The organism is Duganella flavida, assembly GCF_009857445.1.
GTDB classification, from domain to species: Bacteria; Pseudomonadota; Gammaproteobacteria; order Burkholderiales; family Burkholderiaceae_D; genus Rugamonas; species Rugamonas flavida.
This window is the reverse complement of record NZ_WWCN01000006.1, coordinates 323,495-349,396: the sequence shown is the minus strand read 5'-3', so window position 1 is coordinate 349,396 and position 25,902 is coordinate 323,495. Positions and strand designations below refer to the sequence as shown.

The following is a 25,902-nucleotide window of genomic DNA, read 5'->3' as shown; positions in this document are numbered from 1 at the left end:
GCCACGGCGCTGGACGGCGAGGCAAGGTCGGGTCGGCGGCGGCGCGCGGCCGGCTACCTCGTGGCAGCGGGGTCCAGCGTGGCGACAGCGCTGGCGGCAACGCCGCTGCTGGCCTATCTCGACCTGGCCAACATCGCCATGCTATTCCTGCTGGTGGTGGTGCTGGTGGCGGTGCGCTACGGGCGCGGGCCGTCGGTGCTGGCGACCTGCTGCAGCGTGGCCTGCTTCGACTTCTTCTTCGTGCCGCCGCGCTTCACCTTTGCCGTCACCGATTTCCAGTACCTGATCACCTTCCTGGTGATGCTGGCCGTCGGCCTGATCACCGGCCACCTGACGGCCGACCTGCGCTTCCAGGCGCGGGTGGCGGCGCAGCGTGAGCGGCGCGCCCGCGCCCTGTACGAATTCGCGCGTGAACTCTCGGGCGTGCTGCAGACCGAGCAAATCTTCGACAGCACCCGCAGTGTGATCCAGCGCGCTTTCCGCGCCCGTGCCACGCTGCTGCTGCCGGACGACGCTGGCCGCTTGCAGCTGCCGCCCATGTCGTCGGCCGACCTGGCCAGCAGCGCCCACCTGTCGGTGCTCGACACCGGCATCGCCCAGTGGGCCTACGACCGCGCCGAGCCGGCCGGCCTGGGCACTGGCACCCTGCCGGCCAGCCGCATCTTCTACCTGCCGCTGGTGGCGCCGATGCGCACGCGCGGCGTGCTGGCGATCGAGCCGGAGCAGCGGCGCTGGATCCTGATCCCGGAACAGCGCCAACAGCTCGACACCTTTGCCGCGCTGGCCGCCATCGCACTGGAGCGGGTGCACTACATCGAAGTGGCGCAGAACGCGCTGGTCAGCATGGAGTCCGAGCGCTTGCGCAACTCGCTGCTGGCGGCGCTGTCGCACGACTTGCGCACGCCGCTGACCTCGCTGGTCGGCCTGTCGGAAGGACTGGCCGGCTCCAAGCCGGCGCTGAGTGCAGCCCAGCAAGACACCGCGCGTGCGCTGCACGACGAAGCGCGGCGCATGAGCACCCTGGTGGCCAATCTGCTCGACATGGCGCGCATCCAGAGCGGCGAAGTGCAGCTCAACCTGCAATGGCAGCCGCTGGAAGAAGTGGTGGGCAGCGCGCTGCGCGCCAGCGGCCCGCAGTTGCAGGCGCAGCGCGTCAGCACGCGTCTGCCGGCCGATTTGCCGCTGGTGCGCTACGATGCGGTGCTGATCGAGCGCGTGCTGGCCAACCTGCTGGAAAACGCCGCCAAGTACACGCCGGCCGGGGCGCAGATCGAGATCAGCGCCGCGCTGCATGGCGCCTGGCTGAACGTCACCGTGGCCGACGACGGTCCGGGCCTGCCGCCGGGGCGCGAGGAAGCGCTGTTTGAAAAATTCACCCGTGGCGAGCGCGAGTCGAACAAGCCGGGCGTGGGCCTGGGCCTGGCGATCTGCCGCGCCATCGTCAGCGCGCACGGCGGCAGCATCCACGCAGAGCAGGCCGCACCGGCCGCAGCGCTGGGCGGGGCCGCTTTTACTTTTACGCTGCCACTGGGCACACCACCGGCCATGCCGGACGAGGAACAGCATGAATGACACCGCGCCGACCGCCTTGCTGGTCGAAGATGAACCGCAGATCCGCCGCTTCGTGCGCGCCGCGCTGGAAGAGGAGGGCTGGCAGGTGCATGAAGCACCGGGCCTGCAGCGCGGCCTGATCGACGCCGGCACCCGCAAGCCGGACCTGATCGTGCTTGATCTCGGCCTGCCCGACGGCGACGGCATCGACTTCGTGACCGACTTGCGCAAATGGTCGACGGTACCGGTGATCGTGTTGTCGGCGCGCGTCAGCGAGGCTGAGAAAATCCGCGCGCTGGACGCCGGCGCCGACGACTATCTGACCAAGCCGTTCGGCACCGGCGAGCTGCTGGCGCGGGTGCGCGCCACCTTGCGCCGCCAGCGCCAGCCGGCTGCCGCCAGCGATGGCTTGATCCAGTTCGGGGAAGTGGCGGTGGACTTGCAAAACCGCCGCGTCACGCGCGGTGGCGAGCATGTGCACTTGACGCCGACCGAGTACCGCCTGCTGGCAGTGCTGGTCAGCAACGCCAACCGCGTGATGACCAATCCGCAGCTGCTGCGCGCCGTGTGGGGGCCGTCGCAAGCGGAGAATGGCCACTACCTGCGCATCTACATGGGGCACTTGCGCCACAAGCTGGAAGCCGATCCGACCCAGCCGCGCTACCTGCTGACCGAGACCGCAGTTGGCTACCGCCTGCAGCTACCGTAGGCGCTGCGCTTAGCCGCGCGCCATCCTGGATGTAGCCGGTGAAGGCCTTGGTCAGCGCCGCCTGTTTGGTATCGTCGATGATGGTCTGGTCGAAAGCGCCGCCGGCGGCGCCGGTGTCGAGCAGAAACAGCAGCGCTTCCTTATTTGCTCAAGGTGCGCATGGCGCGCTCCAGCCCATCCATGGTCAAGGGGAACATGCGGTGGTTCATCAACTGGCGCATGATGCCGATCGACTGCCGGTACTGCCAGATATGCTCCGGCTCCGGATTCAACCAGATGAACTTGGGGAAGGCTGCCGTAAAGCGCGCCAGCCAGGCGCTGCCCGCTTCCTCGTTGTTATATTCGACCGATCCGCCGGCTTGCAGAATCTCGTAAGGGCTCATGGTAGCGTCGCCAACGAAAATCAGCTTGGTGTCGGGCGGGTATTTGCGCAGGATATCCCAGGTCGGAAAGCGTTCCGAGTGGCGGCGGCGGTTGTTCTTCCACAGATAGTCGTAGACGCAGTTATGAAAGTAGAAGAACTCCATGTTTTTGAACTCCGACCTGGCGGCTGAAAACAGCTCCTCGGTGCGCTCGATGTGGTCGTCCATGGTGCCGCCGACGTCAAACAGCATCAGCACTTTGATGTTGTTTTTCCGTTCCGGTTGCATCTTGATATCGAGATAGCCGGCGTTGCTGGCGGTGGCGCGGATGGTGTCGTCCAGCGCCAGTTCCTCGGCCGCGCCCTGGCGCGCGAACTTGCGCAGGCGGCGCAAGGCCAGCTTGATATTGCGCGTGCCGATTTCGCGCTCGCCGTCATAGTCCCGGTAGCTGCGGGCTTCCCACACTTTCACCGCGCTGCGGTTGCCGCCCTTGCCGCCGATGCGGATACCTTCCGGATTGCTGCCGCCGTGACCGAAGGGCGAGGTGCCGCCGGTGCCGATCCACTTGTTGCCGCCCTCGTGGCGCTCCTTTTGCTCCTTCATCAGCTCGCGCAGGCGGTCCATCAGCTGGTCGTAGCCGAATTTTTCCAGCGCTGCGATTTGCTCGGGCGTGAGCTCGCGCTTCATGCGCTGCACCAGCCAGTCGAGCGGCACGCTGCCGTTGTCGTCGAAGGCGGCCTGGATGCCCTTGAAGTACAGGCCGAAAGCGCGGTCGAACTTGTCGAAGTGGGCTTCGTCTTTTACCAGCGTCAGGCGCGCGAGGTAGTAGAAGTCATCCAGCGAAGTGGTGATGACTTGCTTTTGCATGGCTTCCAGCAGCGTCAAAAATTCCTTGATGGAGACCGGAACCTTGGCGTCTTTGAGCGTGAAGAAAAAATCGATCAGCATATTATGGGGTCCCGTGCTGCGCCAGCTTGTAGCGCAGGTGCGCCTTGATCTCTGGCCATTCGCCGGCCGTGATGCTGTACATGACGGTGTCGCGCACGGTGCCGTCGCGGCGCAGCGCGTGGTGGCGCAGCACGCCGTCCTTGTTGGCGCCGAGGCGCTCGATGGCCGCTTGCGAAGCGTGGTTGAAGTTATCGGTGCGCAGGCCGACCAGCGCCGCGCCCAGCGCTTCAAAGGCGTGCGTCATCAGCAGCAGCTTGCAGCTGGTGTTGACGTGGCTGCGCTGCCAGCGTTTGGCGTACCAGGTGTAGCCGATTTCGAGCCGGCCGATGGCAGGCACGATGTCGTGATAGCTGGTGGTGCCGACCAGCGCGCCGCTGGCGATGTCGATCACGGCAAACGCCAGCCGGGTCGGGCGCTGCTCAATGGCCTTATCGATGTAGGCGTCCACTTCGTCCGGCGCCGGCACCGAGGTCACGCGCAGCTGCCACAGCTGGCCGTCGCTGGCGGCCGCGCGCAAGCCGTCGGCGTGGTGGGCGCCCAGCGGTTCGAGGCGCACGCCATGCAGTTCCAGCGTGGTGGGCAGGACGGTATTCATCAGCGGTTAGTCCGCGACATGAACACCAGGCGCTCGAACAGGTGGATATCCTGTTCGTTCTTCAGCAGCGCGCCGTGCAGCGGCGGCACGATGGCCTTGCTGTCCTGGCTGCGCAGCGCTTCCGGCGGGATGTCTTCCGCCATCAAGAGCTTGAGCCAGTCGAGGAATTCCGAGGTTGACGGTTTTTTCTTCAGACCCTGCACCTCGCGCAGCTGGTAGAAGGTTTGCAGCGCTTGCGCCAGCAGCTCCTGCTTCAGGTGCGGGTAGTGCACCTGGACGATTTGTTGCATGGTGTCGCGGTCGGGGAATTGGATGTAGTGGAAGAAGCAGCGGCGCAGGAAGGCGTCCGGCAACTCCTTCTCATTGTTGGAGGTGATGATCACCAGCGGGCGGTGTTTGGCCTGCACCATCTCGCGGGTTTCGTAGACGTAGAACTCCATGCGATCGAGTTCGCGCAGCAAGTCGTTGGGGAACTCGATGTCGGCCTTGTCGATTTCATCGATCAACAGCACCACCGGTTCCGGCGCGGTAAAGGCTTGCCACAGCACGCCCTTGACGATGTAGTTGTGGATGTCGCGCACCCGTTCGTCGCCGAGCTGGGAGTCGCGCAGGCGCGAGACGGCGTCGTATTCGTACAGGCCCTGCTGGGCCTTGGTGGTGGACTTGATGTGCCACTGCATCAGCGGCATGCCCAGCGCGGCCGCCACTTCCTCGGCCAGCATGGTCTTGCCAGTGCCGGGTTCGCCCTTGATCAGCAGCGGGCGTTGCAGGGTAAGGGCGGCGTTCACGGCCAGTTTCAGGTCGGCGGTGGCGACGTACTGGTCGGAGCCTTCAAAACGTGCTTGCATGGGAGGGGTCCACAGAGAAAAAGATAAAACAGTATAGAAGGAAACGCTAGAGCCGGTGCTCGAGTCGGCGCCGGCGCTGTGTTGTTTCTGGAAAGTACTTGGGTTAGAATCCCTGCACAAATAGTAGAAAAGTCAATATAGTGACACCCGTGGTAGAAGTATCCGATATTGCTGTATCCGATTACTTACTTAGAGACACCATGAAAAAACTCACCGCACTCCTCGTGCTCGCAGGCTTGACCCAGGTCGCCGTTGCTGCGGAAGTTGTGGGCAATGCCCAGAACGCCAAGGCCAAGATAGAAATGTGCATCGGCTGCCACGGCATCCCGGGCTACAAAGCCACCTTCCCTGAAGTATTCCAGGTTCCGATGATAGGCGGGCAGTCGGCCAAGTACATCGAGAGTGCGCTGCAGGCCTACAAAAAAGGGGACCGCAAGCATCCGTCCATGAAGGGCATCGCCAGCAGTCTGTCGGACCAGGACATCGCCGATGTGGCGGCGTTCTACTCGCAGCAGACCCGCACTGCCGACCCGAAATGAGGACTGAGTTCATGAAAAAACTGATGATGGCCGTCGGCCTCACCCTGATCGCTGCCGGCGCCGCCCAGGCGTCTGGCAATATCGAGGCCGGCAAGGCCTTGACCGAGAAATACGCCTGCTTCAGCTGCCACGGCAAGGACTTCAACACCCCGATCGATCCCAGCTATCCGAAGCTGGCCGGCCAGCACCGCGACTACCTGGAGCACGCGTTGAAAGGCTACAAGCGTGGCGACGGCGCCAACGGCCGCAACAACGCCATCATGACCGGCCAGGTCAAGCCGCTGAGCAACCAGGACATCAAGGACGTCGCCGCCTACCTGCACAGCCTGCCAACCAGCCTGGCGGTGCACCGTTGAAATTCGGGGTCAGCTCTGTCAAATGGACATTTCGCAGGTGAAATGTCCATTTGACAGAGCTGACCCCGACGGTTGACCCCGACGTTTACAGGCGGCGCTTGATGGCGTCGATGTAGGCGAGGCCGTCGGGCGGGGTGCCGGTGCGCTGGGCGTTCCAGATCATCTCGCCCAGGCATTCCATGATGTCATGCTGCGCTGCGTGCGCATCGTCGCGTTTGAGGGTGAGCTCGGTCGCCAGTGCCCGGATGCCGGGCGGCTGATCGATCGAGATTTGCTCGTCGATCGACAGGTGCATCGACAAATGCAGGAAGGGATTGGCTTGTGCGCCGTCGACCTGGTAGTCGCGCGTGAGCGCCGTCTCGACGTCGCTCAGGACGTCGTGATATTCAGGATGGTGGCGGATCCAGTCGGACGCCATGGTCTCGAGCGGCGTCAGGATCTGGTTGGCGCGCTGCTTGCGGAAGGTCTCGCAGAAAAAGCGGCGCACATCGTCGGAAGAGGGATTAAACATGGCGCCATTGTACCTTTTGCCGGAGGCGGGCATGGCGCGTGGCCTGTTATGATGCCAGCTCACTAACTTTATTGAGCAGACCATGCTGAACCAATCCGCCCTCGATACTCTGTTCTACCACGCCCACACCCACAACGGCTGGCAAGACCGCCCGGTCACGGATGAACAGCTGCAGCAACTGTATGACGCGCTGCGCTGGGCGCCGACCGCCGCCAACGGCTCGCCGGCACGGCTGGTGTTCGTGCGTTCGGCCGAAGCCAAGGCCAAGCTGGCGCCGGCGCTGTCGGAAGGTAACCTGGCCAAGACGCTGGCGGCGCCGGTCACGGTCATCGTCGGCATGGATATGGAGTTCTACGAGAAGCTGCCGCAGCTGTCGCCAGCGGTTGATGCGCGCTCCTGGTTTGCCGGCAATGACGCGGCGATCCAGGCGACTGCCTTCCGCAACTCGTCGCTGCAGGGCGGCTATTTGATCCTGGCGGCGCGCGCGCTGGGGCTGGACGTGGGCCCGATGTCGGGCTTCGATAACGCCAAGGTCGATGCGGCCTTCTTTGCCGGCACCGCTATCAAGGCCAACTTCATCTGCAATATCGGCTACGGCGACGCGGCCAAGATCCGCCCGCGCGCGCCGCGCCTGGCGTTCGACGAGGCTTGCCAGATTTTGTAAGCGCAAAAAAAACGGGACAGCTGGCTGTCCCGTTTTGCTTTACTTCTTCTCTTCTTCCGCCGCGCAGGCAGGCAACCCTGCTGGTGCCGCTGCTGGCGTGGCGCGCGGCGGATGCGGCTGGCGCAGATAGCGCGAACCGTGTTGCCGGCGGTCGTGGCCATTCGGCGGCCAGGTCAGGAAGCGCGACAGCTCCTGCAAGGCGCGCTGATAGACTTCGCGCTTGAATTCAATCACGACATCCAGCGGGACCCAATAGTCATGCCAGCGCCAGGCGTCAAATTCCGGATGGTCGGTCAGGCGCAGGTTGACGTCGTTGTCCCGGGCGCACATACGCAACAGGAACCAGATCTGCTTCTGGCCACGGTAGTGGCCGCGGATTTCCCGCTTGATGAAATGGTCCGGCACCTCATAGCGCAGCCAGTCGCGGGTGCGACCGACGATCTTGACGTGCTCGGCCCGCAGACCGATCTCCTCTTCCAGCTCCCGGTACATTGCCTGTTCCGGCGTTTCTCCGTATTTGATGCCGCCTTGCGGAAACTGCCATGAGTGCTCGCGCACCCGCTTGCCCCACCACACCTCGTTCTGGGCGTTCAGCAGGATGATGCCGACGTTGGGGCGGAACCCTTCCCGATCGAGCATATTGCACCTCAAACTTTCTGCGGCTGAGCTCCCCGTCTTATATTTTTGCCCACAAAAAGGCCGCCCACCGGGCTTTTCCGGGTAGGAAAGCGGTGGCAGGGCCGATTATTGAACGCATTTGTATAAAGTATGGACGCATCAGCCAGCTAATCCTTTAAAATTAGGTTGATTATAACCCTCTCTTTTTAAAAAGAATTCACCGTATGCGCGCGTCACGTTTTTTTATTTCCACGCTTAAAGAAGCTCCTTCCGATGCCGAGATCGTTAGCCATCAGTTAATGATGCGCGCCGGCATGATCAAACGCCTGGGTTCGGGCATCTACACCTATATGCCGATGGGCCTGAAAATCATCCGCAAGGTGGAGGCCATCGTGCGCGAAGAAATGAACCAGTCGAACGCGATTGAGCTGCTGATGCCCCTGATTCAGCCCGCTGAGCTGTGGCAAGAGACCGGCCGCTGGGACAAAATGGGCGCCGAGCTGCTGCGCGTGAAAGACCGCCATGGCCGCGAGTTCGCGTTCCAGCCGACCGCCGAAGAAGTGATCACCGATGTGGTGCGCACGGAGATTAAATCGTACCGTCAACTGCCGTTGAATTTTTACCACATCCAGACCAAATTCCGCGACGAGCGCCGTCCGCGCTTCGGCCTGATGCGCGGCCGCGAGTTCACCATGAAGGATGCTTACTCCTTCGACCGTGATCTGGCTGGCATGCAAGCATCGTACAAAATCATGTACGATGCCTACACCCGCATCTTCAACCGCTTCGGCCTGAAGTTCCGCGCGGTGGCGGCCGACAACGGCGCCATCGGCGGCACTGGTTCGCATGAATTCCACGTGATCGCCTCCACCGGCGAAGACGCGCTGGTGTACTGCCCGACTTCGGACTACGCGGCCAATATGGAAGCGGCCGAAGCACTGCCGCTGGCTGCCGCGCGTCCCGCCGCCGCCCAGGCGCTGACCAAGACCGAAACGCCTAACGCCACCAAGTGCGAAGCCGTGGCCGAGCTGCTCAAGCTGCCGCTGGCGCAGACCGTCAAGACCATCGCTTTGACCGTCGAGCAGGATGCCGACGGAAAACAGACTAAACAGTATTTCATGTTGTTGTTGCGCGGCGACCACGAGCTGAACGAAGTCAAGGTCGGCAAAGTGCCGGGCCTGGCGGCGCACCGCTTCTCGACCGAAGCGGAAATCCTGGAAGTCTATGGCTGCGTGCCGGGCTACCTGGGCCCGATCGGCACCAAAGCGCCAGTCACCGTGGTGGCTGACCGCACCGTGGCCAATATGGCCGATTTCGTCTGCGGCGCTAACGACGCCGGCTACCACTACACCGGCGCCAACTGGGGCCGCGATACCGCCGAGCCAACCATCGTGGCCGACCTGCGCAATGTGGTCGAAGGTGACGCCTCGCCGGACGGCAAGGGCGTGCTGGCGATCGAGCGCGGCATCGAAGTGGGCCACGTGTTCCAGCTGGGCACCGCTTACTCGGAAGCCATGAAAGCTACCTTCCTGGACGAGAACGGCAAACCGGCACCGCTGCAGATGGGCTGCTACGGCATTGGCATCACCCGTATTTTGGGTGCGGCGATCGAGCAGAACTACGACGACAAGGGCATCATCTGGCCGGCCTCGCTGGCGCCGTTTGAACTGGTGCTGTGCCCGATGGGCATGGACCGCAGCGAAGCGGTCAAGGAAGTGGCCGAGAAGCTGTACGCCGACGCGCAAGCAGCTGGCATCGACGTCATCCTCGACGACCGTGGCCAGCGTCCGGGCCAGATGTTTGCTGACTGGGAACTGATCGGCGTGCCGCACCGCGTGGTGATCGGCGACCGTGGCCTGAAAGAAGGCAACCTGGAATACCAGGGCCGCCGCGATACCGAAGCGACCGCCGTGCCGGTGGCCGACATCCTCGGCTTCATCAAAGGCAAAATGGCGCAGTGATGAACGCGCTGTTGCGCTGGCTGGCTGCCGTGGTGCTGGTAGTTGCAGCACCGCTGGCGCTGGCCGGCAACCAGAAGGAAGAAGCGCTGGCCGACTCGGTGCGGCTGGCGCTGTCCAACGCCATCAAGGACGCCACGCCGCCAACGCCGAGCTTCCGCAATCCGTCCGACCAGGCGCGCTATCAAAACTGGCTGGAGACCATGTCCTACCGGCTCAAGCGCAAGCTGCCGGACGACCAGACCCGCACTGAATTCCTTGCCACTGTGTGGTATGAGGCACGCCGCGCCGGGCTCGATCCGGGCATGGTGCTGGGCTTGATCCAGGTGGAGTCGGCCTACCGCAAGTACGCCGTGTCGATCGTCGGCGCGCGCGGCTATATGCAAGTGATGCCGTTCTGGACCAATGTGATCGGCGACCGCAACCGGCGCGCGCTGTTCGACATGCAAACCAATTTGCGTTACGGTTGCGCCATCCTGCGCATGTATCTGGATATGGAAGCGGGGAATTTGTATTTGGCGCTCGGCCGCTACAACGGCAGCCGCGGCAAGCCGGAATATCCCAACGCCGTGTTAGCTGCGTGGAATAACTGGAAGTGAGAGAAGCCTAAAGCAGTGGCGGTTTGATGTTGACTGCCGCCCCATCAATAATCTCGTATGGCACACGCACGTTTGGTCTTGCCCCACCAAAATCCGCAGGATTGCGTGTGACAATAATCCTGCCCTCAACCTCGGCAGTCGCGCGAATAATGCAGTCTGGCAGGTCCAACTTGCGTCCGATACCTGCGTGGTGGTCCGCCAAGCTATTGCCGCGTATCGTGGCTGCCAAGCGCATGATGCTGTCGTTCGGATGGACGATGCGGATTTCAGCGGCGTCAAGCAGGGTATCAAAGGCGGTCCTTTGGAAGTCGTCCATGATGCAGGCGACTTCCATCCAAACGATCGAACTGATGATAGCGTCGTCGTAGGCAAAAATTTCTAGCGCGGCCGCAGTGTGGCCGTTGAAATTGTCCATCAGGATGTTGCTGTCGAAAAGGACTATTGCCATTCCGCCCGTACCTCGCGCTGGTAAGCGACCGGGTCTTTGGGTTTGCTGGGATCATCTTTCCAAATACCGTGCATGCTCATGATCGCAGCCAGGCGCTTTGCGCGTTTGGCCTCGGTGGATGCATTGTGAGATTGCGCTTCCGCTACACTATTGCCCGCCCCCAATGCGAGCACCAGCTGCTTTGCAGTCATGCTCTGCGGATCCAGTTGATGGGCACGAGCAGCGGCTTCGATCTTGCGCATCTCGTGCTCGTCCAATTCGACTGTCAATCGTTGTGCCATGACGCGCCTCACATCGGTTCTCGTTGGAGCTAGTGTATAGCATTTGTGCTCCACCAAGTTTTGGCGAAGAGCCGGACATAAAAAAACCGGGGATTGCCCCGGTTTTTTTTGCGTGCTTGTCAGCTTATTTCAGGTGGTCAGAAATGAGCTTGGTCATTTCGAACATGGAAACCTGGGCTTTGCCGCCGAAGACGGCTTTCAGCTTGTCGTCTGCATTGATGTTGCGGCGGTTGGCCGGATCTTGCAGGTCGTGCTTCTTGATGTAGTCCCACACTTTTTTGGTCACTTCGGTGCGCGGCAGGGCTGCTGCGCCGACGATGGCGGCCAGGGAGGCGGACGGCGTCATCGCTTTCATGAAAGCGGCGTTAGGCTTACGTGCTGCTGGTGCTTTTTTCACTGCTGCTGGTTTGGCTGCTGCTTTTGCTGCGGGTGCTGCTGCTTTCTTCGCGGCAGGCTTCGCTGCCGGTTTCTTAGCTGGTGCTGCTTTTTTGGCTGTTGCCATATTCGAGCCTCCTTAACGAACACATGGAAAATTGCGCAATTGATCGCACCGGGTAATATTGGTGGGGATTTAACCCGTGCGCAACTGTTTTTTGCGTTTTTTCCCGGAAACACTACGTAAACCAGGGGCGTCGCCCCGGTTTACGTGGTTTTCGCTCTGCGGCGGTGCGTTTTCCCCAGCTTAGCGCATGCCCGGCATCATGCCCTTCATGGCACGCATCATCTTCATCATGCCGCCGCCCGAGAGCTTCTTCATCATGGTTTGCATCTGCTCGAACTGGTTCAGCATGCGGTTGACTTCTTGTACTTGAACCCCGGCGCCGGCCGCGATGCGGCGCTTGCGGGTGGCTTTGATCAGTTCCGGCTTGGCGCGTTCGGCCTTGGTCATGGAGTCGATGATGCCGACCATGCGGCGCACCTGCTTGTCGGCCTGGTCCATGTTGGCGTTGCCGGCCGCTTGCTGGAACTGGGCCGGCAGCTTGTCGACCAGGTTGGCCATGCCGCCCATATTCTTCATCTGGCTTAACTGCGCCTTGAAGTCATTCATGTCGAACTTGCCGCCCGACTTGACCTTGGCGGCCAGCTCGGCCGCCGCTTTGGCATCCACGCCTTTGCGCGCTTCTTCCACCAGCGCCAGGATGTCGCCCATGCCCAGCACGCGGTTGGCCATGCGGGTGGCATCGAAGGCTTCCAGGCCATCCAGCTTTTCCGAAACGCCGGCAAACTTGATCGGCTTGCCGGTAATGTGACGCACCGACAGCGCCGCACCGCCGCGCGAATCGCCGTCCAGCTTAGTCAGCACGATACCGGTCAGCGGCAGGGCGTCGTTAAAGGCCTTGGCGGTGTTGATCGCATCCTGACCGAGCATGGCGTCGACCACGAACAGGGTTTCGATCGGCTTGACGGCGCCGTGCACGGCGGCGATTTCCTGCATCATCTGTTCGTCGATACCGAGACGGCCGGCGGTGTCGATGATCAGGACGTCGTGGTAGTGCTTCTTGGCCCAGTCCAGCGCGTTGAGCGCGATATCGACCGGTTTGTCCTGCGCGGTGGACGGGAAGAAGTCGGCGCCCACTTGCGCGGTCACCGATTGCAGCTGGGCGATCGCGGCCGGACGATAGACGTCGGCCGACACGGTCAGCACTTTCTTTTTCTTTTCCTCTTTGAGGTACTTGGCCAGTTTACCGACGGTGGTGGTTTTACCCACACCTTGCAGGCCGGCCATCAGGATGATGGCAGGCGGCTGCTGGGCAAAGCTCAGCTGCGACGCTTCCGGTCCCAGGTCGGCGCCCATCAGGGCGGCCAGCTCGCGCTGCACCACGCCGACCAGCGCCTGGCCTGGCGACAGCGAGGAAATCACTTCCTCGCCTAGTGCTTTCTCTTTAACGCGGGCGATGAATTCGCGCACGGCCGGCAGGGCGACGTCGGCCTCAAGCAGCGCCATGCGCACTTCGCGCAGCATGTCGGCGGTGTTGGCTTCGGTCAGGCGGGCCTCGCCGCGCATGGTCTTGACGACCTTGGCGAGGCGTTGAGTCAGGTTATCTAGCATGGTGATCGATCAGTGGGTGTAAGCGTCGGCCGCCATTTTACCGCATCGCCCTGTACGCGGCGGATTTGCTGCTGTTATCAAAAAATATAATTTCCTGTTGACAATGTTGCTTTGTCAGCGCATTGTCTTGTTATCTATTTAATTTTGCCAGGAGAGTTATATGGAGCAGTTCCTCGACGACGCACCCGCCGTGGCGCCAGCGCCGGCCGTGCCGGGCCCGCAGCGCATCAAATTCCACGCCAGCGGCAGCGAGTATTTCCGCATCTGGATCGTCAACCTGCTGCTGACCATTGCCACGCTGGGCATCTACTCGGCCTGGGCCAAGTTGCGCCGCAACCAGTATATGTACTCCTGCACTGAACTGGCCGGCGCCAGCTTCGAATACCACGGCAAGCCGATGGCGATCCTGAAGGGCCGCATCATCGCGCTGGTACTGGTCGGCGGCTATAATCTGGCGTTCCAGTTTTCGCCGGTGGCCGGCTTGATCATGCTGCTGCTATTAGGCGCGGTGATGCCGTTCCTGGTCTGGAACAGCCTGAAGTTCCGCCTGTTCTACACCAGCTACCGCGGCATCCGCTTCGGCTTTGGCGGTTCGCTGAAAGCCGCTTACTTCCACTTCCTGCTGCTGCCGATTTTGTATGTGGTGAGCCTGACGCTGGCGCTGCCGTTTGTGCACCAGCGCGTCAAGCGCTTCCAGCACACCGAGAGCCGCTACGGCTCGCAGCACTTCAGCTTTGACGCCACCGTCGGCGCGTTCTACAAGCGCTACCTCATCCTGCTGGGACTGATGTTTGCGGGCGGTATCGTGATCGGCATCGCCAGCGCCGTGCTGGGCGCGTCCCTGGGGCCGAAGGCGGTGTTCGTGTCGGTGGCCATCGGCTACCTGTGGTTCGCGCTGCTGATTCCGGTGTTCATGAACATGATCCAGAACCTGGTGTGGAACCACACCAGCCTCGGCGAGCACCGCTTCAGCTCGGACATGGAGTGGGGCAAAGTGGCGCTGCTGTCGGTGACCAACGTGCTGGGCATTGTCTGCACGCTGGGCCTGTTCACGCCGTTCGCCATTGTGCGCTGGACGCGCTACCACCTGGAGTCGATCGCGCTGCTGCCGGCCGGTAGCCTCGATGAGTTTGCCGCTGGCGCGGACGATGCCGTCTCCGCCACCGGCGTCGGCGCCACCGACATGCTGGACTTCGACCTGTCGATCTGATGAGCGAGTGCGTCTACGCCAGCTATTTTGACGGCCGCACTTCGCGCCTGTACCACGTCACGCTGCAAGTGGCCGAAGGCGTGGCGCAGGTGCGCGGCGAGTTCGAGCGCGATGCGGCGCTGGACGAGTTGCGTGTGTCCGAGCGCAGTCGCCACGCGCCGCGCAAGGTGACTTTCCCCGATGGCGCCTACCTCGAAGTACGCGACGACCTGGCCGGCCTGACGCAGCTGCTGCATCGCACCGGCCATGCCGACAGCTGGGTGGTGCGCATCCAGCAGAGCTGGCGCGGCGCCTTGGCCGCAGCGGTTGGCACGGTGGCAGTGCTGAGCCTTGGCTACATTTACGCGCTGCCAGCGGCCGCAGACTGGCTGGCGCGCGCTGTGCCGCCCAGCATGGAGCGTCAGCTGGGGCAGGGCGTGCTGGCCGTGCTCGATAAGCGGGTGTTCGAGCCGTCGCGCTTTTCCGACCAGCGCATGGATGCGCTGAGCGCGCGCTTCCGCCAGTTGCAGCCGCCGGACGGCGAGACTACGCAATGGCGGCTGGTGTTCCGCAAGAGCCGTTTTGGTCCCAACGCCTTCGCGCTGCCTTCCGGCGACATCGTGCTGACCGACGAAATGGTGCGCCTGCTGGACGACGAGGATGCTGTGATGGGCGTGCTGGCGCATGAGCTGGGTCACCTACACCAGCACCACATGATGCGCCGCGTGATCCAGGGCGCGGTGGTGACGGCGGGAGCGGCGGTGTTGTTCGGCGACGTCTCCTCGCTGCTGAGCACCGCACCGACTGCCATGCTGGACATGAAGTATTCGCGCGACGCCGAACGCGACGCCGACCAGTACGCCATCGCCATGTTGCAGCGGAACGGCATTCCGCTGGATCACCTGTTGCTGGTATTCGAGCGCCTGCAAAAAGTGGAGAAGGAGCACGGCGCGGAGATGGCGGCCTATCTGTCCAGTCATCCGGCCAGCGAGGAGCGCATCGCCTACGTGCGCGCCGCCATGCACCACTAGCGGGCGAGTCAGCATACGCTGATAGGCAAGACCTGCCGGGCTTGGTATGATTTCTCCAAACCACACAATTGGAGAGACGGATGAAACTGAAAGCGATTTGCACCGCCGTAGTCATGACCGCCACGTTCGGTTCGGCCCACGCGCAGGAAGTGGTCCGACTGGGCAACCTCAAGTTCGCCCACTACGGTGCCGTCTCGTATATCAAGGAAATCGCGCCCAAGTGTGGCATCAAGGTGGAAGAGCGGGTGTTCGCCAAAGGCCTTGACGTGATGCAGGCGATTATCGCCGGCGAGCTTGATGTCGGCACCACCGCTTCCGAAGCCGCCATCTCGGGCCGCGCTGGCGGCGCACCGATTTTCGTGGTGGCCGGCTTTGCCAAGGGTGGCGCGCAGCTGGTCAGCCGTGCCGACCTCAAACTCAAAACCGTCAAAGATCTCAAGGGTAAAAAAGTCGGCGTCACGCGTGGCGGCATCCAGGAGGTGCTGCTGCTGGCCGAGCTGCAGCAAAACGGCCTGACCGTCTCCGACCAGCCGGGCAAAGATGTGCAGCTGGTGTTCCTGGCCTACGCCGACCTCAATCAAGCGCTGCTCGGCAAGCAGATCGACGCCATGATGCAGTCCGAGCCGCAATCCTCGCAGGCCATCAACAAAGGCTTCGGCACCGAGATCATCAAACCGTACGACACGCCGATCGGCGAGCCGGTACGCACCATGGTGATGACCGAGAAATTCTATAAAGAGAAGCGCCCGCTGGCCGAAAAGTTCATGAGCTGCTTCGTGCAAGCCACCAAGACCTTCATCGACAACAAGGCCATCGCCGAGAAGTATGTGCGCGAAGTGGTGTTCAAGGGCCAGATTACCAAGGATGATTTCGACGATGCCATCGGCAATTCGCCGTACAGCTACGACATCACGCCGGAACATATCCAGACCACCACCGACGTGATGGTCAAGACTGGCGTCGGCCGCATGGCCAAGCCGCCGGTGGCCAAGGATTGGGTCAAGACTGACTTGCTGGAAGCCGCCAAGAAATCGTTGGGCGTTAAATAATGGCGGCCGGCTCGCACTCGTCCTCCTTGCGGCAGATCGGCATCGGGCTGGTGCTGCCGGCCGTGGTGGTAGCGGTGTGGCAGACGGTGGCGGCGCTGGGCTGGGTCAATCCGCAAGTGCTGCCGTCGCCGCTGGCGGTGGCGGAGAAGTGGATCGCCTACCTGCTGCCGCTGCAACCGTATGATCCGGCGGCCGGCAACTGGCTGCACTGGGCCGTCTCCGGCGAGCTGATTACCGATTCGCTGAGTAGCTTGTACCGCGTGGTGGTCGGCTTCCTGATCGGCGGCGGGCTGGCCTTGCCGCTTGGGCTGGCGATGGGCATGAGCAACCGCGTCTACGACTGGTTCAATGTGCTGGTGCAGATGGTGCGGCCGATTCCGCCGATTGCCTACATTCCGCTGTCGATGCTGTGGTTCGGCCTTGGCAATCCGCCGGCCGTGTTCCTGATCGCGCTGGGCGCTTTCTTCCCGGTGCTGATGAATACCATCGCCGGCGTGCGCCAGGTGGACGGTATTTATATCCGCGCCGCCCGCAATCTCGGCGCTTCCGGCTTCACCATGTTCACCCGCGTGATCCTGCCGGCCGCCGTGCCCTACATCCTGTCCGGCGTGCGCATCGGCATCGGCACCGCCTTCATCGTGGTGATCGTGGCCGAGATGGTGGCGGTGAATAACGGCCTTGGCTTCCGCATCCTCGAAGCGCGCGAGTACTTCTGGTCCGACAAAATCATCGCTGGCATGATTACCATCGGTTTGATTGGCCTGGCCATCGACGTCGGCATGAACAAGTTGAATAACTACCTGCTGCGCTGGCACCGCGGATTGGAGAATTGATGTCGCACATCCTCATCTCGCAAGTGAACAAGGTGTTCCAGACCGCCGAACGCGAAGTGGTGGCGCTCAAGGACATCAACCTGGAAATCCCGCAGGGCCAGTTCGTGTGCTTGCTCGGACCTTCCGGCTGCGGCAAGTCGACCCTGCTGAACGCGGTGGCAGGCTTCGCGCCGCCGTCGTCCGGCAGCATCACCGCCGACGGCAAGCTGGTGACCGCGCCCGGCCCGGAGCGCGGCATGGTGTTCCAGGAATACGCGCTGTTCCCGTGGATGACGGTGGCCGACAACATCGCCTTCGGCCTGGAAATCAAGGGCCAGCCGAAAGCGCAGATCCAGGCCACGGTGGATAAGCTGCTGAATATGCTGTCGCTGCAGGACTTCCGCAACCGCTATCCGAAAGACCTGTCGGGCGGCATGCGCCAGCGGGTGGCGATTGCGCGTGTGCTGGCGCTGGATTCGCCCATCATGCTGATGGACGAACCGTTCGGCGCGTTGGACGCGCTCACGCGCCGCAACCTGCAGGATGAACTGCTGCGCATCTGGTCCGAGCTGAAAAAGACCATCATCTTCGTCACCCACTCGATCGAAGAGGCGATTTACCTGGCCGACCGCATTGTGGTGATGACCTACCGTCCCGGCACCGTCAAGCGCGACCTGCTGATCGACTTGCCGCGCCTGCGCGATCCGGCCGCCGCCGAATTCAATGCCCTCAAGCGCGAGCTGGGTCAGTTGGTGATGGAGGAGCAGCAGCGCCACCATCACGACGAGCTGCGCATGGCTGCCGTGGATTGAGCGATGGTGTAGACTGCCGGGATGCAGACTTATTCTTTTATCGCAGCCATTGTGCTGTACATCGTGTGTGCCGCGCTGCCTTCGCGCCGCGGCGGCCTGATTTCGGTTGTCACGCTGGCCGCATGGCTGCTGCACGGCGCCGGCCTGTGGTCGGAAATCGCCGCCGGCGGCACGCTGCGTTTCGGCTTTGCCGCCATGCTGTCGTCGGCGCTGTGGGTGTCGGTAGCCGCTTACTGGATCGAGAACCAGAATTTTAGCCTCGATAGCCTGCGCCGGCTGGTGATGCCGGTGGCCGCCGTCGCCGCGCTGCTGCAGCTGGTCTTCCCGGGGAATCTGGTGCCGCTGGAAGGCAAGTCGCCGCTGTTCGGCTGGCACATCGCCATCGCCACCATGGCGTATTCGACGCTGACCATCGCCGCCTTCCACGCCGTGCTGATGGCGTTGCAGGAGTCGCGCCTGCATGCGCGTACCGACCGCAAATCGTTTTTGTCCGGGGCGCTGGACCAGCTGCCGGCGCTGCTGACGATGGAAAAACTGTTGTTCCGCATGATAGGCTTCGGCTTCGCGCTATTGAGCCTTACCGTGTTGTCGGGCATCGTGTTTTCGGAAGAGTTGTTCGGGCAGGCGCTGAAATGGGATCACAAATCGGTGTTCACGCTGCTGTCATGGGTGCTGTTTGCCGCGCTGCTGGCCGGCCGTCGCTTCCGTGGCTGGCGCGGCAAGACGGCGCTGAGCTTCACGCTGGCCGGCTTTGCGACTTTGCTGCTGGCGTATGTTGGCAGCCGTTTTGTGTTTGAAGTGGTTTTGCATAAGGGTTGGGCATGAGCCGTATTATTTTCTGGCTAGCGTTGGTATTCCTGGTGATCTTCGCAATCCGTTCCAAGATCCGTGAGGCGCAAAAGCGCCATCAGCAGCAGTTCCGCCAACAACAACAGCCGCCTGCGCCGCAGGCACAGGCGCAGCAGGCGCCATCGCGTTCGCAAGCGGCCAACGATGCCGAGGTGATGGTGCAATGCGCGCACTGCGGCATCTTCTATCCTGCCTCGGAAACGGTGCAGGCCAATGGCCGTGACTATTGCAGCGCGGCCCATGCCGCACTGCCGTCCGCGTAACGCCTTCGCGCCGTGATCGCGCGCCTGCAAGCCCTGTCGGCCGAATCGCGCGCTACCTTCTGGCGCTCGCTGCAAACGCTGAACGCCACGCGGGTGGTGATCGCGCTGGTGCTGCTGGTCTACCTGAGTTTCGATAACCGCGGCCTGCGCGCATCGGGCCAGTATCTTTACCTGCAAATCTGCCTGATTTATCTTGGGCTGGCGATTTGCTTCACGCTGTCGGCGGTGTATGTGCAGCGCCGCTTCGTGCTGCAGCTGCTGTCGCAGATCGCCTGCGACCTTGCCATCATCTCCTTGCTGTACCTGGCCGGCGGCGGTATGCGCAGCGGGCTGGCGATACTCTATCTGTTCCCGCTGGCCGGGCTGGCGATTCTGGCGCCGCTGGTGATGTCGCTGTTCTGCGCCTCGCTGGTGGCGTTATTCCTGCTCGGCGACACCACCTGGCAGATCTTCATCACCGAAAGCGACCGTGATGTGATGCAGGCCGGCTTGTACGGTGCCGCCTTCCTGGCCGCCGTGCTGGTGGTGAACCGCATGGCCGCCAAGTTGATCGGGCAGGAGGAACTGGCCAACCAGCGCGGCGTCGAAATCAATGTGCAGCAAGCCGTCAACCGGCTGGTGATGGCGAATATCGGCGACGGCATTCTGGTGGTGGATCCGGACGGGCAGGTGTTTGCCGGTAATCCGGCGGCGGCGCACATGCTGGGCCTCGTCGGGCCGGAGCTCAAATTTAAACTGTCGGCGGCGGTGGCGCTGGCGCCGCTGGCACAGGCTTACCATGACTGGCGTGCCGACGCCACGCGTTCGACCGCCTTCCTTACCATCAAACCATTCAACGACGCTGCGCTGGAAGGCATGACCGCTGCATGGAGCGCGCGCCGCGACCTGGCCGCACATCTGAAAGTGCGCTTTGCCGCGGCCGATACCCATGATCTTGGCGCCCAGCGCAGCGTGATCTTTTTGCAGGACGTCACCGGCATCGAGAATCAGGCGCAGCAACTGAAGCTGGCGTCGATGGGGCGACTGACCGCCAGTATCGCGCACGAGGTGCGCAATCCGCTGTCGGCCATCGGCCACGCCACCGCGCTGCTGGGCGAGGACATTACCGACCCGGTGCACCAGCGCCTGTTGAAAATCATCGGCGACAATGTCACCCGCGTGAACCGCATGGTGGAGGATATCCTGCAGCTGTCGCGCAAGGCGCAGCCGCACAGCGAGCCGCTGGCGCTGGACACCTTCCTGGCCGAGCTGCGCGCTGAATTCATCGACACCCACAGCCTGGCGCCGGAGATCGTCGGCGTAACGGTGGCGCCGGGCACGCTGGTGCGCTTCGATGGCCTGCACCTGCGCGAAGTGGTGCTCAACCTGCTGAACAACGCGGTGCGCTACGCCAGCGGCGGGCCGGCGTCGATCCGCCTCGACGCAGTGCGCGATAAGGCGCAGCGGCTGGAACTGCACGTGCAGGACGATGGCCCCGGCATTTCGCCCGAAGTCCGCGCCCACTTGTTTGAACCGTTTTACACCACATCCAGCAAAGGCACGGGACTGGGACTGTATCTGGCGCGGGAATTGTGCTTGAATAACGAAGCGCGGCTGGACTATGAATACCGTTTTGATCATCAGGACAGCGCCGACGGCAGCCCGGCGTTGAGCGGGCGCTTTGTAATCACCTTCGCCTCGCCCGGGCAGAAGCAAGGAAAGGCTGTTTGATGAGTGTTGCTTCTTCTCGCGTTCCGCGCGTCCTGGTCGTCGACGACGAGGCCGACCTGCGCGAACTGCTGGAACTGACCCTGCTGAAAATGGGGCTGGACGTCGACAGCGCCGCCACGCTGGCCGAGGCGCGCGCGCTGCTGGCTACAGAATACCAACTGGTGCTGACCGATATGCGCTTGCCGGACGGCCTTGGGCTGGAACTGGTGCGCGAAGTGACGGCGGCATATAAGAACACGCCGGTGGCGGTGGTCACCGCCTTCGGCAGTGCCGACAACGCGGTGGTGGCGCTGAAAGCCGGCGCTTTCGATTACATCTCCAAGCCCGTTGCGCTGGACCAGCTGCGCGTGATGGTGCAATCGGCCTTGCGCCTGAACGCCGGACCGGCAGCCGTACAAGCGCCGAGCGCCGCGACTACCGTCAGCCGTTTGCGCGGCGAGTCGGCCGTGATCCAGGCGCTGCGCGCGCAGATCGCGCGGCTGGCGCGCTCGATGGCGCCGGTCTACATCCATGGCGAATCAGGCAGCGGCAAGGAACTGGCGGCGCGCGAGATCCACGCGCAAAGCTCGCGCGCGGGCAAACCCTTCATCGCTGTCAACTGCGGCGCGATTCCGGAAGCCTTGATGGAAGCGGAGTTCTTCGGCTATCGCAAAGGCTCCTTCACCGGCGCGGCCGACGACCGCGAAGGCTTTTTCCAGGCCGCCAACGGCGGCACCCTGATGCTGGACGAAGTGGCTGACCTGCCGCTGGCCATGCAGGTCAAGCTGCTGCGCGCTATTCAAGAACGGCGCGTGCGCAAGATCGGCGCGACCGCCGAAGAGCCGGTCGATGTGCGTATTATTAGTGCGACCCACAAGAACCTGGCCCAATGCGTGGAGCAGGGCAGCTTCCGGCAGGACTTGTTCTATCGCCTGAACGTGATCGAACTGACGCTGCCGCCGCTGCGCGAACGGCTCGATGACCTGGGCGAACTGACCGGCGCCATCCTCGAACGTCTCGGCACCTTTGAACACAAGGTGGTGCTGGGCGCCGGCGTGCTGGATGCGCTGAAAGGCTATTCCTTCCCCGGCAATGTGCGCGAGCTGGAAAATATCCTCGAACGCGCGCTGGCCTTTGCCAACGATGGCGTGATCGAAGTCGGCGACCTGGCATTGAAGGGTGCGCGCACTGCGGAAGTGGTAGCGCCGCTGCCTGCACCGGTGCCGGCATGGACCGCTCCGGCCGCACCGGTACCGCCAGTGTCGCCGCCGAACCCGGACTCGCTGCCATCCAGCCTGCCCGAATACCTGATCCAGGTCGAGCGCGACATCATCCTGCGCGCGCTGGCGCAAACGCAGTTCAACCGCACCCAGGCCGCGCAACTGCTGGGCATCAGCTTCCGCCAGCTGCGCTACCAGATGCAGAAACTGAATATCCAGGAGCCGGATACGTGAACCCGGTGAGTGGTTTTGATGGCTGGATGCCTCAGGCGCAGCGCTATGACAGTCCCAATTTCGACGCCCGCCCGGACCCGCAAGACATCACCCTGCTGGTGGTCCACAACATCTCGCTGCCGGGTGGGGAATTCAGCGGTCCGCACGTGTCCGACCTGTTCACCGGCCGGATCGACTATAATGCTGACCCCTCGTTCGTCAACCTGCGTGGGCTGAAGGTTTCCAGCCACTTTTTCATCCGCCGCGATGGCCGCATCATTCAATACGTTTCTGCTAACGAACGCGCCTGGCATGCCGGCGTGTCCAGCTTTCGCGGGCGCGAGAAATGTAATGATTTTGCTATCGGCGTAGAGCTGGAAGGCAGTGATTTCGTGCCGTTTGAAGCGGCCCAGTACACGGCACTAGCCGAACTGACATTGGCGCTGCTGGAACACTATCCGTTGACCGACGTGCAGGGACATGAACACATAGCGCCGGGCCGGAAGACCGATCCCGGACCGTTGTTTGAATGGGAACATTATCAGAAATTGCTCAAAGAAAAGGCACTTGATGAGCCCGCGTTAGTGGCCGCTATCGCCGGACTAGGCGTGGCAAAAGGCCTTTCGCAAAGTCAATAGAAAAATTGCCGTAAACGACAAAATTTCCCCTTGCACCGGGAAAATCCGGCTACTACAATCAGTGGATCGAGTTGGGTCAGGCACTATATCTAGTGGTTGCCGCAGGGCCAACTCTTGTTAAACAAACATATGCGAGCAGCAATGACTGCGCGTTGTAACCGGGGAGCTTAAATGCAATCTACTCAAGACATCACCATCAATCCAGCACTGGTACCAGCAGTGGCTGCGAGTACCGCCAGCAGCCCGGTAACGGCAGCGAGCGACCTCGGTGACTACCGCATCATCCGCCGTAACGGCGCAGTCGTCGCATTCGAACCATCGAAAATTGCAGTCGCCATGACCAAGGCCTTCCTGGCCGTGAACGGCGGCCAAGGCGCGGCTTCGGCCCGCATCCGCGAACTGGTCGAGCAGCTGACCGCTAGCGTGGTCGCGGCGTTGGTCCGCCGTCAGCCATCGGGCGGCACTTTCCACATCGAAGACGTGCAAGACCAGGTTGAACTGGCCCTGATGCGTTCGGGCGAACACGACGTCGCTCGCGCTTACGTGCTGTACCGCGCCAAGCAAATGGAAGAGCGTCGCCTGGCCAAGGAAGCGTCGGGCGCCACCACCATCGCTGCACCGCAAATCCACGTGCTGGAAAACGGCGAGCGCAAGCCGCTGGAACTGTCGCGTGTGACCGGCCTGATTAACGCCGCCTGCATCGGCCTGGAAAAACATGTGGATGCCGACGCTATCGTCGCTGAAACCCTGAAAAACCTGTACGACGGCGTACCGGTCGAAGAGCTGCACAAATCCGCCATCCTGGCTGCCCGCGCGCTGATGGAAAAGGATCCGGCTTACTCGCAAGTGACCGCCCGCATCCTGCTGCACACCATTCGTAAAGAAGTCTTCGGCAAGGAAGTTGCGCAAGGCGCCGCTGCTGCCGAATACGTGACCTACTTCCCGCAGTACATCGCCAAGGGTATCGCTGCCGAACTGCTGGACACCAAACTGGGCGAGTTCGATCTGGCCCGTCTGGCCAAAGCTATCGTCGCTGACCGCGATCTGCAATTCGGTTACATCGGCCTGCAAACCCTGTATGACCGCTATTTCCTGCACATCCGCGACACCCGCATCGAAATGCCGCAGGCGTTCTACATGCGTGTCGCCATGGGCCTGGCCCTGAACGAAAGCGACCGCGAAGCGCGCGCCATCGAGTTCTACAACCTGCTGTCGAGCTTCGACTTCATGTCGTCGACCCCGACCCTGTTCAACTCGGGCACCCTGCGTTCGCAGCTGTCGTCGTGCTACCTGACCACCGTGTCGGACGACCTGGAAGGCATCTACGACGCCATCAAGGAAAACGCCCTGCTGGCGAAATTCGCCGGCGGCCTGGGTAACGACTGGACCCCAGTACGTGCTCTGGGCGCCCACATCAAGGGCACCAACGGCAAATCGCAAGGCGTGGTGCCGTTCCTGAAAGTGGTCAACGACACCGCTGTGGCAGTGAACCAGGGCGGCAAGCGCAAAGGTGCAGTCTGCGCCTACCTGGAAACCTGGCACATGGACATCGAAGAGTTCCTGGACCTGCGTAAGAACACCGGCGATGACCGCCGCCGTACGCACGACATGAACACCGCCAACTGGATTCCAGACATGTTCATGAAGCGCGTGATGGAAAAAGGCGAGTGGACTCTGTTCTCGCCATCCGATACCCCGGACCTGCACGACCTGGTTGGTAAAGCCTTCGAAAAAGCCTACCTGGGCTACGAAGCCAAAGCCGCCGCCGGCGAAATCCGCGTGTTCAAGAAAATCCAGGCGCTGGACCTGTGGCGCAAGATGCTGTCGATGCTGTTTGAAACCGGCCACCCATGGATCACCTTCAAAGATCCGTGCAACATCCGTTCGCCGCAGCAGCACGTGGGCATGGTCCACAGCTCGAACCTGTGCACCGAGATCACCCTGAACACCGGTCCGGACGAAATCGCCGTCTGCAACCTGGGTTCGGTCAACCTGCCGGCCCACATGAAAGAGGGCAAGCTGGATCACGTCAAGCTGCAAAAAACCATCCGCACCGCAATGCGCATGCTGGATAACGTGATCGACATTAACTACTACGCAGTTGAAAAAGCGCGTAACGCGAATATGCGTCACCGTCCGGTAGGCCTGGGCGTGATGGGCTTCCAGGACTGCCTGCACATGATGCGCGTGCCGTTCGCGTCGATGGAGTCGGTGCAGTTTGCTGATACCTCGATGGAAGCGGTCTGCTACTACGCCTACCTGGCATCGACCGAACTGGCGGAAGAACGCGGCCACTACGCTTCGTACAAAGGTTCGCTGTGGGATCGCGGCATCCTGCCACAGGACTCGATCAAGCTGCTGGCCGAAGAACGCGGCGGCTACCTGGAGCAAGATCTGTCGGCAGCGATGGACTGGACCCCGGTGCGCGAGCGCATCGCCAAGTTCGGCATGCGTAACTCGAACTGCGTGGCGATCGCTCCGACCGCGACCATTTCGAACATCATTGGCGTGTCGGCTTGCATCGAACCGACCTTCCAGAATCTGTACGTGAAGTCCAACCTGTCGGGCGAGTTCACCGAGATCAACGCCTACCTGGTACGTGACCTGAAAGCACGTGACCTGTGGGATGAAGTGATGATCGCCGACCTGAAATACTTCGACGGCTCGCTGGCCAAGATCGATCGCATTCCAAACGACCTGCGTGACATTTATGCCACCGCGTTTGAAGTGTCGCCAAGCTGGCTGGTGGAAGCTGCCTCGCGTCGCCAGAAGTGGATCGACCAGGCGCAGTCGCTGAACATCTACATGGCTGGCGCATCGGGCAAGAAGCTGGACGAAACCTACAAGCTGGCATGGCTGCGTGGCCTGAAAACCACCTACTACCTGCGCACCACCTCGGCCACCCACACCGAGAAGTCGACCTCCAAGACCGGCGCGCTGAACGCGGTGGCAGTGGATGGCGGCATGTCGGCCAGCGCCCAAGCTGCCGCACCGGCGCCAGTGGCCGTGGCTCCGGCCGCCGTGGAAGCGGATGGCGAAGCCTGCTACCTGCGTCCAGGCGACGACGGTTTCGAGGAATGCGAAGCTTGCCAGTAAAATA

27 protein-coding genes are annotated in these 25,902 nt (G+C 62.2%); 18 read left to right on the top strand and 9 right to left on the bottom strand.

What is annotated here, in order from left to right:
* The coding region (locus tag GTP46_RS12270) for a DUF4118 domain-containing protein (protein ID WP_161006896.1) at positions 1–1,572 on the top strand (1,572 nt) is incomplete at its 5' end.
* A complete protein-coding gene (gene kdpE, locus GTP46_RS12265; protein WP_161006895.1) occupies positions 1,565–2,260 on the top strand; it encodes a two-component system response regulator KdpE in 696 nt (231 codons plus the stop codon). The genes GTP46_RS12270 and kdpE, both read left to right, overlap by 8 nt.
* 140 nt (positions 2,261–2,400) lie before the next feature.
* Here the strand turns inward: kdpE and GTP46_RS12260 are convergent, their stop codons facing one another.
* Genes GTP46_RS12260 through GTP46_RS12250 form a run of 3 tightly spaced genes read right to left on the bottom strand, consistent with a single transcriptional unit; the run spans position 2,401 to position 5,013 of the window.
* Complete coding sequence (locus GTP46_RS12260) at positions 2,401–3,570, bottom strand: vWA domain-containing protein (protein ID WP_161006894.1); 1,170 nt, start codon at positions 3,568–3,570, stop codon at positions 2,401–2,403.
* Between the two features lies 1 nt (position 3,571).
* Positions 3,572–4,165 carry a GNAT family N-acetyltransferase gene (locus tag GTP46_RS12255; protein ID WP_161006893.1) on the bottom strand — a complete coding sequence of 198 codons (594 nt, stop codon included), beginning with the start codon at positions 4,163–4,165 and terminating at the stop codon, positions 3,572–3,574.
* A complete protein-coding gene (locus GTP46_RS12250) occupies positions 4,165–5,013 on the bottom strand; it encodes an AAA family ATPase (protein ID WP_161006892.1) in 849 nt (282 codons plus the stop codon). The genes GTP46_RS12255 and GTP46_RS12250 overlap by 1 nt, the downstream gene beginning before the upstream one ends.
* Before the next feature lie 200 nt (positions 5,014–5,213).
* Between GTP46_RS12250 and GTP46_RS12245 the strand changes: the two genes are divergently transcribed.
* Both GTP46_RS12245 and GTP46_RS12240 read left to right on the top strand, forming a co-directional pair.
* Positions 5,214–5,552, top strand: coding sequence for a c-type cytochrome (locus tag GTP46_RS12245; protein WP_161006891.1), 339 nt, complete (start codon positions 5,214–5,216; stop codon positions 5,550–5,552).
* Positions 5,553–5,563: 11 nt separating this feature from the next.
* On the top strand, positions 5,564–5,908 hold the full coding sequence (locus tag GTP46_RS12240; protein ID WP_161006890.1) for a c-type cytochrome: 345 nt from the start codon (positions 5,564–5,566) through the stop codon (positions 5,906–5,908).
* 85 nt (positions 5,909–5,993) lie between these two features.
* Here GTP46_RS12240 and GTP46_RS12235 read toward each other — a convergent pair whose 3' ends face one another.
* A complete protein-coding gene (locus tag GTP46_RS12235; protein WP_161006889.1) occupies positions 5,994–6,419 on the bottom strand; it encodes a DUF1841 family protein in 426 nt (141 codons plus the stop codon).
* Positions 6,420–6,501: 82 nt separating this feature from the next.
* On the opposite strand from GTP46_RS12235, the gene GTP46_RS12230 reads away from it, so the two are divergent.
* Positions 6,502–7,083, top strand: coding sequence for a malonic semialdehyde reductase (locus tag GTP46_RS12230; RefSeq protein WP_161006888.1), 582 nt, complete (start codon positions 6,502–6,504; stop codon positions 7,081–7,083).
* Positions 7,084–7,122: 39 nt separating this feature from the next.
* On the opposite strand, the gene GTP46_RS12225 is transcribed toward GTP46_RS12230, so the two are convergent.
* A complete protein-coding gene (locus tag GTP46_RS12225; protein ID WP_161006926.1) occupies positions 7,123–7,722 on the bottom strand; it encodes an RNA pyrophosphohydrolase in 600 nt (199 codons plus the stop codon).
* A gap of 203 nt (positions 7,723–7,925) precedes the next feature.
* On the opposite strand from GTP46_RS12225, the gene GTP46_RS12220 reads away from it, so the two are divergent.
* Both GTP46_RS12220 and GTP46_RS12215 read left to right on the top strand, forming a co-directional pair.
* Positions 7,926–9,662, top strand: a complete 1,737-nt coding sequence (locus GTP46_RS12220; protein WP_161006887.1) for a proline--tRNA ligase — start codon at positions 7,926–7,928, stop codon at positions 9,660–9,662.
* Positions 9,662–10,258, top strand: coding sequence for a lytic transglycosylase domain-containing protein (locus tag GTP46_RS12215; RefSeq protein ID WP_161006886.1), 597 nt, complete (start codon positions 9,662–9,664; stop codon positions 10,256–10,258). Before GTP46_RS12220 ends, GTP46_RS12215 begins: the two co-directional genes overlap by 1 nt.
* A 7-nt stretch (positions 10,259–10,265) precedes the next feature.
* Here GTP46_RS12215 and GTP46_RS12210 read toward each other — a convergent pair whose 3' ends face one another.
* The 4 genes from GTP46_RS12210 to ffh form a co-directional block, all read right to left on the bottom strand.
* Complete coding sequence (locus GTP46_RS12210; protein ID WP_161006885.1) at positions 10,266–10,706, bottom strand: PIN domain-containing protein; 441 nt, start codon at positions 10,704–10,706, stop codon at positions 10,266–10,268.
* Positions 10,697–10,987, bottom strand: a complete 291-nt coding sequence (locus GTP46_RS12205) for a hypothetical protein (protein ID WP_161006884.1) — start codon at positions 10,985–10,987, stop codon at positions 10,697–10,699. Before GTP46_RS12205 ends, GTP46_RS12210 begins: the two co-directional genes overlap by 10 nt.
* Positions 10,988–11,111: 124 nt before the next feature.
* Complete coding sequence (locus GTP46_RS12200) at positions 11,112–11,489, bottom strand: SWIB/MDM2 domain-containing protein (protein ID WP_161006883.1); 378 nt, start codon at positions 11,487–11,489, stop codon at positions 11,112–11,114.
* Between the two features lie 180 nt (positions 11,490–11,669).
* Positions 11,670–13,037, bottom strand: a complete 1,368-nt coding sequence (gene ffh / locus GTP46_RS12195; RefSeq protein WP_161006882.1) for a signal recognition particle protein — start codon at positions 13,035–13,037, stop codon at positions 11,670–11,672.
* Between the two features lie 160 nt (positions 13,038–13,197).
* Here ffh and GTP46_RS12190 point away from each other — a divergent pair, with 160 nt between their 5' ends.
* The 11 genes from GTP46_RS12190 to GTP46_RS12140 all read left to right on the top strand — a co-directional run bounded on the left by GTP46_RS12190 (position 13,198) and on the right by GTP46_RS12140 (position 25,898).
* A complete protein-coding gene (locus GTP46_RS12190) occupies positions 13,198–14,247 on the top strand; it encodes a YjgN family protein (RefSeq protein ID WP_202414240.1) in 1,050 nt (349 codons plus the stop codon).
* Positions 14,247–15,257: a M48 family metallopeptidase gene (locus GTP46_RS12185; RefSeq protein WP_161006881.1), complete on the top strand. Its 1,011-nt coding sequence runs from the start codon at positions 14,247–14,249 to the stop codon at positions 15,255–15,257. Before GTP46_RS12190 ends, GTP46_RS12185 begins: the two co-directional genes overlap by 1 nt.
* Before the next feature lie 80 nt (positions 15,258–15,337).
* Positions 15,338–16,306, top strand: a complete 969-nt coding sequence (locus tag GTP46_RS12180) for an ABC transporter substrate-binding protein (RefSeq protein WP_161006880.1) — start codon at positions 15,338–15,340, stop codon at positions 16,304–16,306.
* Complete coding sequence (locus GTP46_RS12175) at positions 16,306–17,139, top strand: ABC transporter permease (RefSeq protein ID WP_161006879.1); 834 nt, start codon at positions 16,306–16,308, stop codon at positions 17,137–17,139. The genes GTP46_RS12180 and GTP46_RS12175 overlap by 1 nt, the downstream gene beginning before the upstream one ends.
* On the top strand, positions 17,139–17,930 hold the full coding sequence (locus GTP46_RS12170) for an ABC transporter ATP-binding protein (RefSeq protein ID WP_161006878.1): 792 nt from the start codon (positions 17,139–17,141) through the stop codon (positions 17,928–17,930). Before GTP46_RS12175 ends, GTP46_RS12170 begins: the two co-directional genes overlap by 1 nt.
* A gap of 21 nt (positions 17,931–17,951) precedes the next feature.
* Positions 17,952–18,755: a cytochrome C assembly family protein gene (locus tag GTP46_RS12165; RefSeq protein WP_161006877.1), complete on the top strand. Its 804-nt coding sequence runs from the start codon at positions 17,952–17,954 to the stop codon at positions 18,753–18,755.
* Positions 18,752–19,042 carry a PP0621 family protein gene (locus GTP46_RS12160; RefSeq protein WP_161006876.1) on the top strand — a complete coding sequence of 97 codons (291 nt, stop codon included), beginning with the start codon at positions 18,752–18,754 and terminating at the stop codon, positions 19,040–19,042. Before GTP46_RS12165 ends, GTP46_RS12160 begins: the two co-directional genes overlap by 4 nt.
* A gap of 12 nt (positions 19,043–19,054) precedes the next feature.
* A complete protein-coding gene (locus tag GTP46_RS12155; protein WP_161006875.1) occupies positions 19,055–20,752 on the top strand; it encodes a sensor histidine kinase in 1,698 nt (565 codons plus the stop codon).
* Entirely contained in the window at positions 20,752–22,185 is a 1,434-nt protein-coding gene (locus GTP46_RS12150) for a sigma-54-dependent transcriptional regulator (RefSeq protein ID WP_161006874.1), read from the top strand. The genes GTP46_RS12155 and GTP46_RS12150 overlap by 1 nt, the downstream gene beginning before the upstream one ends.
* 26 nt (positions 22,186–22,211) lie before the next feature.
* The gene (gene ampD, locus GTP46_RS12145; RefSeq protein WP_161006924.1) at positions 22,212–22,802 is read left to right on the top strand and encodes a 1,6-anhydro-N-acetylmuramyl-L-alanine amidase AmpD; all 591 of its coding nucleotides are present in this window, start codon (positions 22,212–22,214) and stop codon (positions 22,800–22,802) included.
* A 171-nt stretch (positions 22,803–22,973) separates the two neighbouring features.
* Positions 22,974–25,898, top strand: coding sequence for a ribonucleoside-diphosphate reductase subunit alpha (locus tag GTP46_RS12140; protein ID WP_161006873.1), 2,925 nt, complete (start codon positions 22,974–22,976; stop codon positions 25,896–25,898).
* The last annotated feature ends 4 nt before the right edge of the window (positions 25,899–25,902 follow it).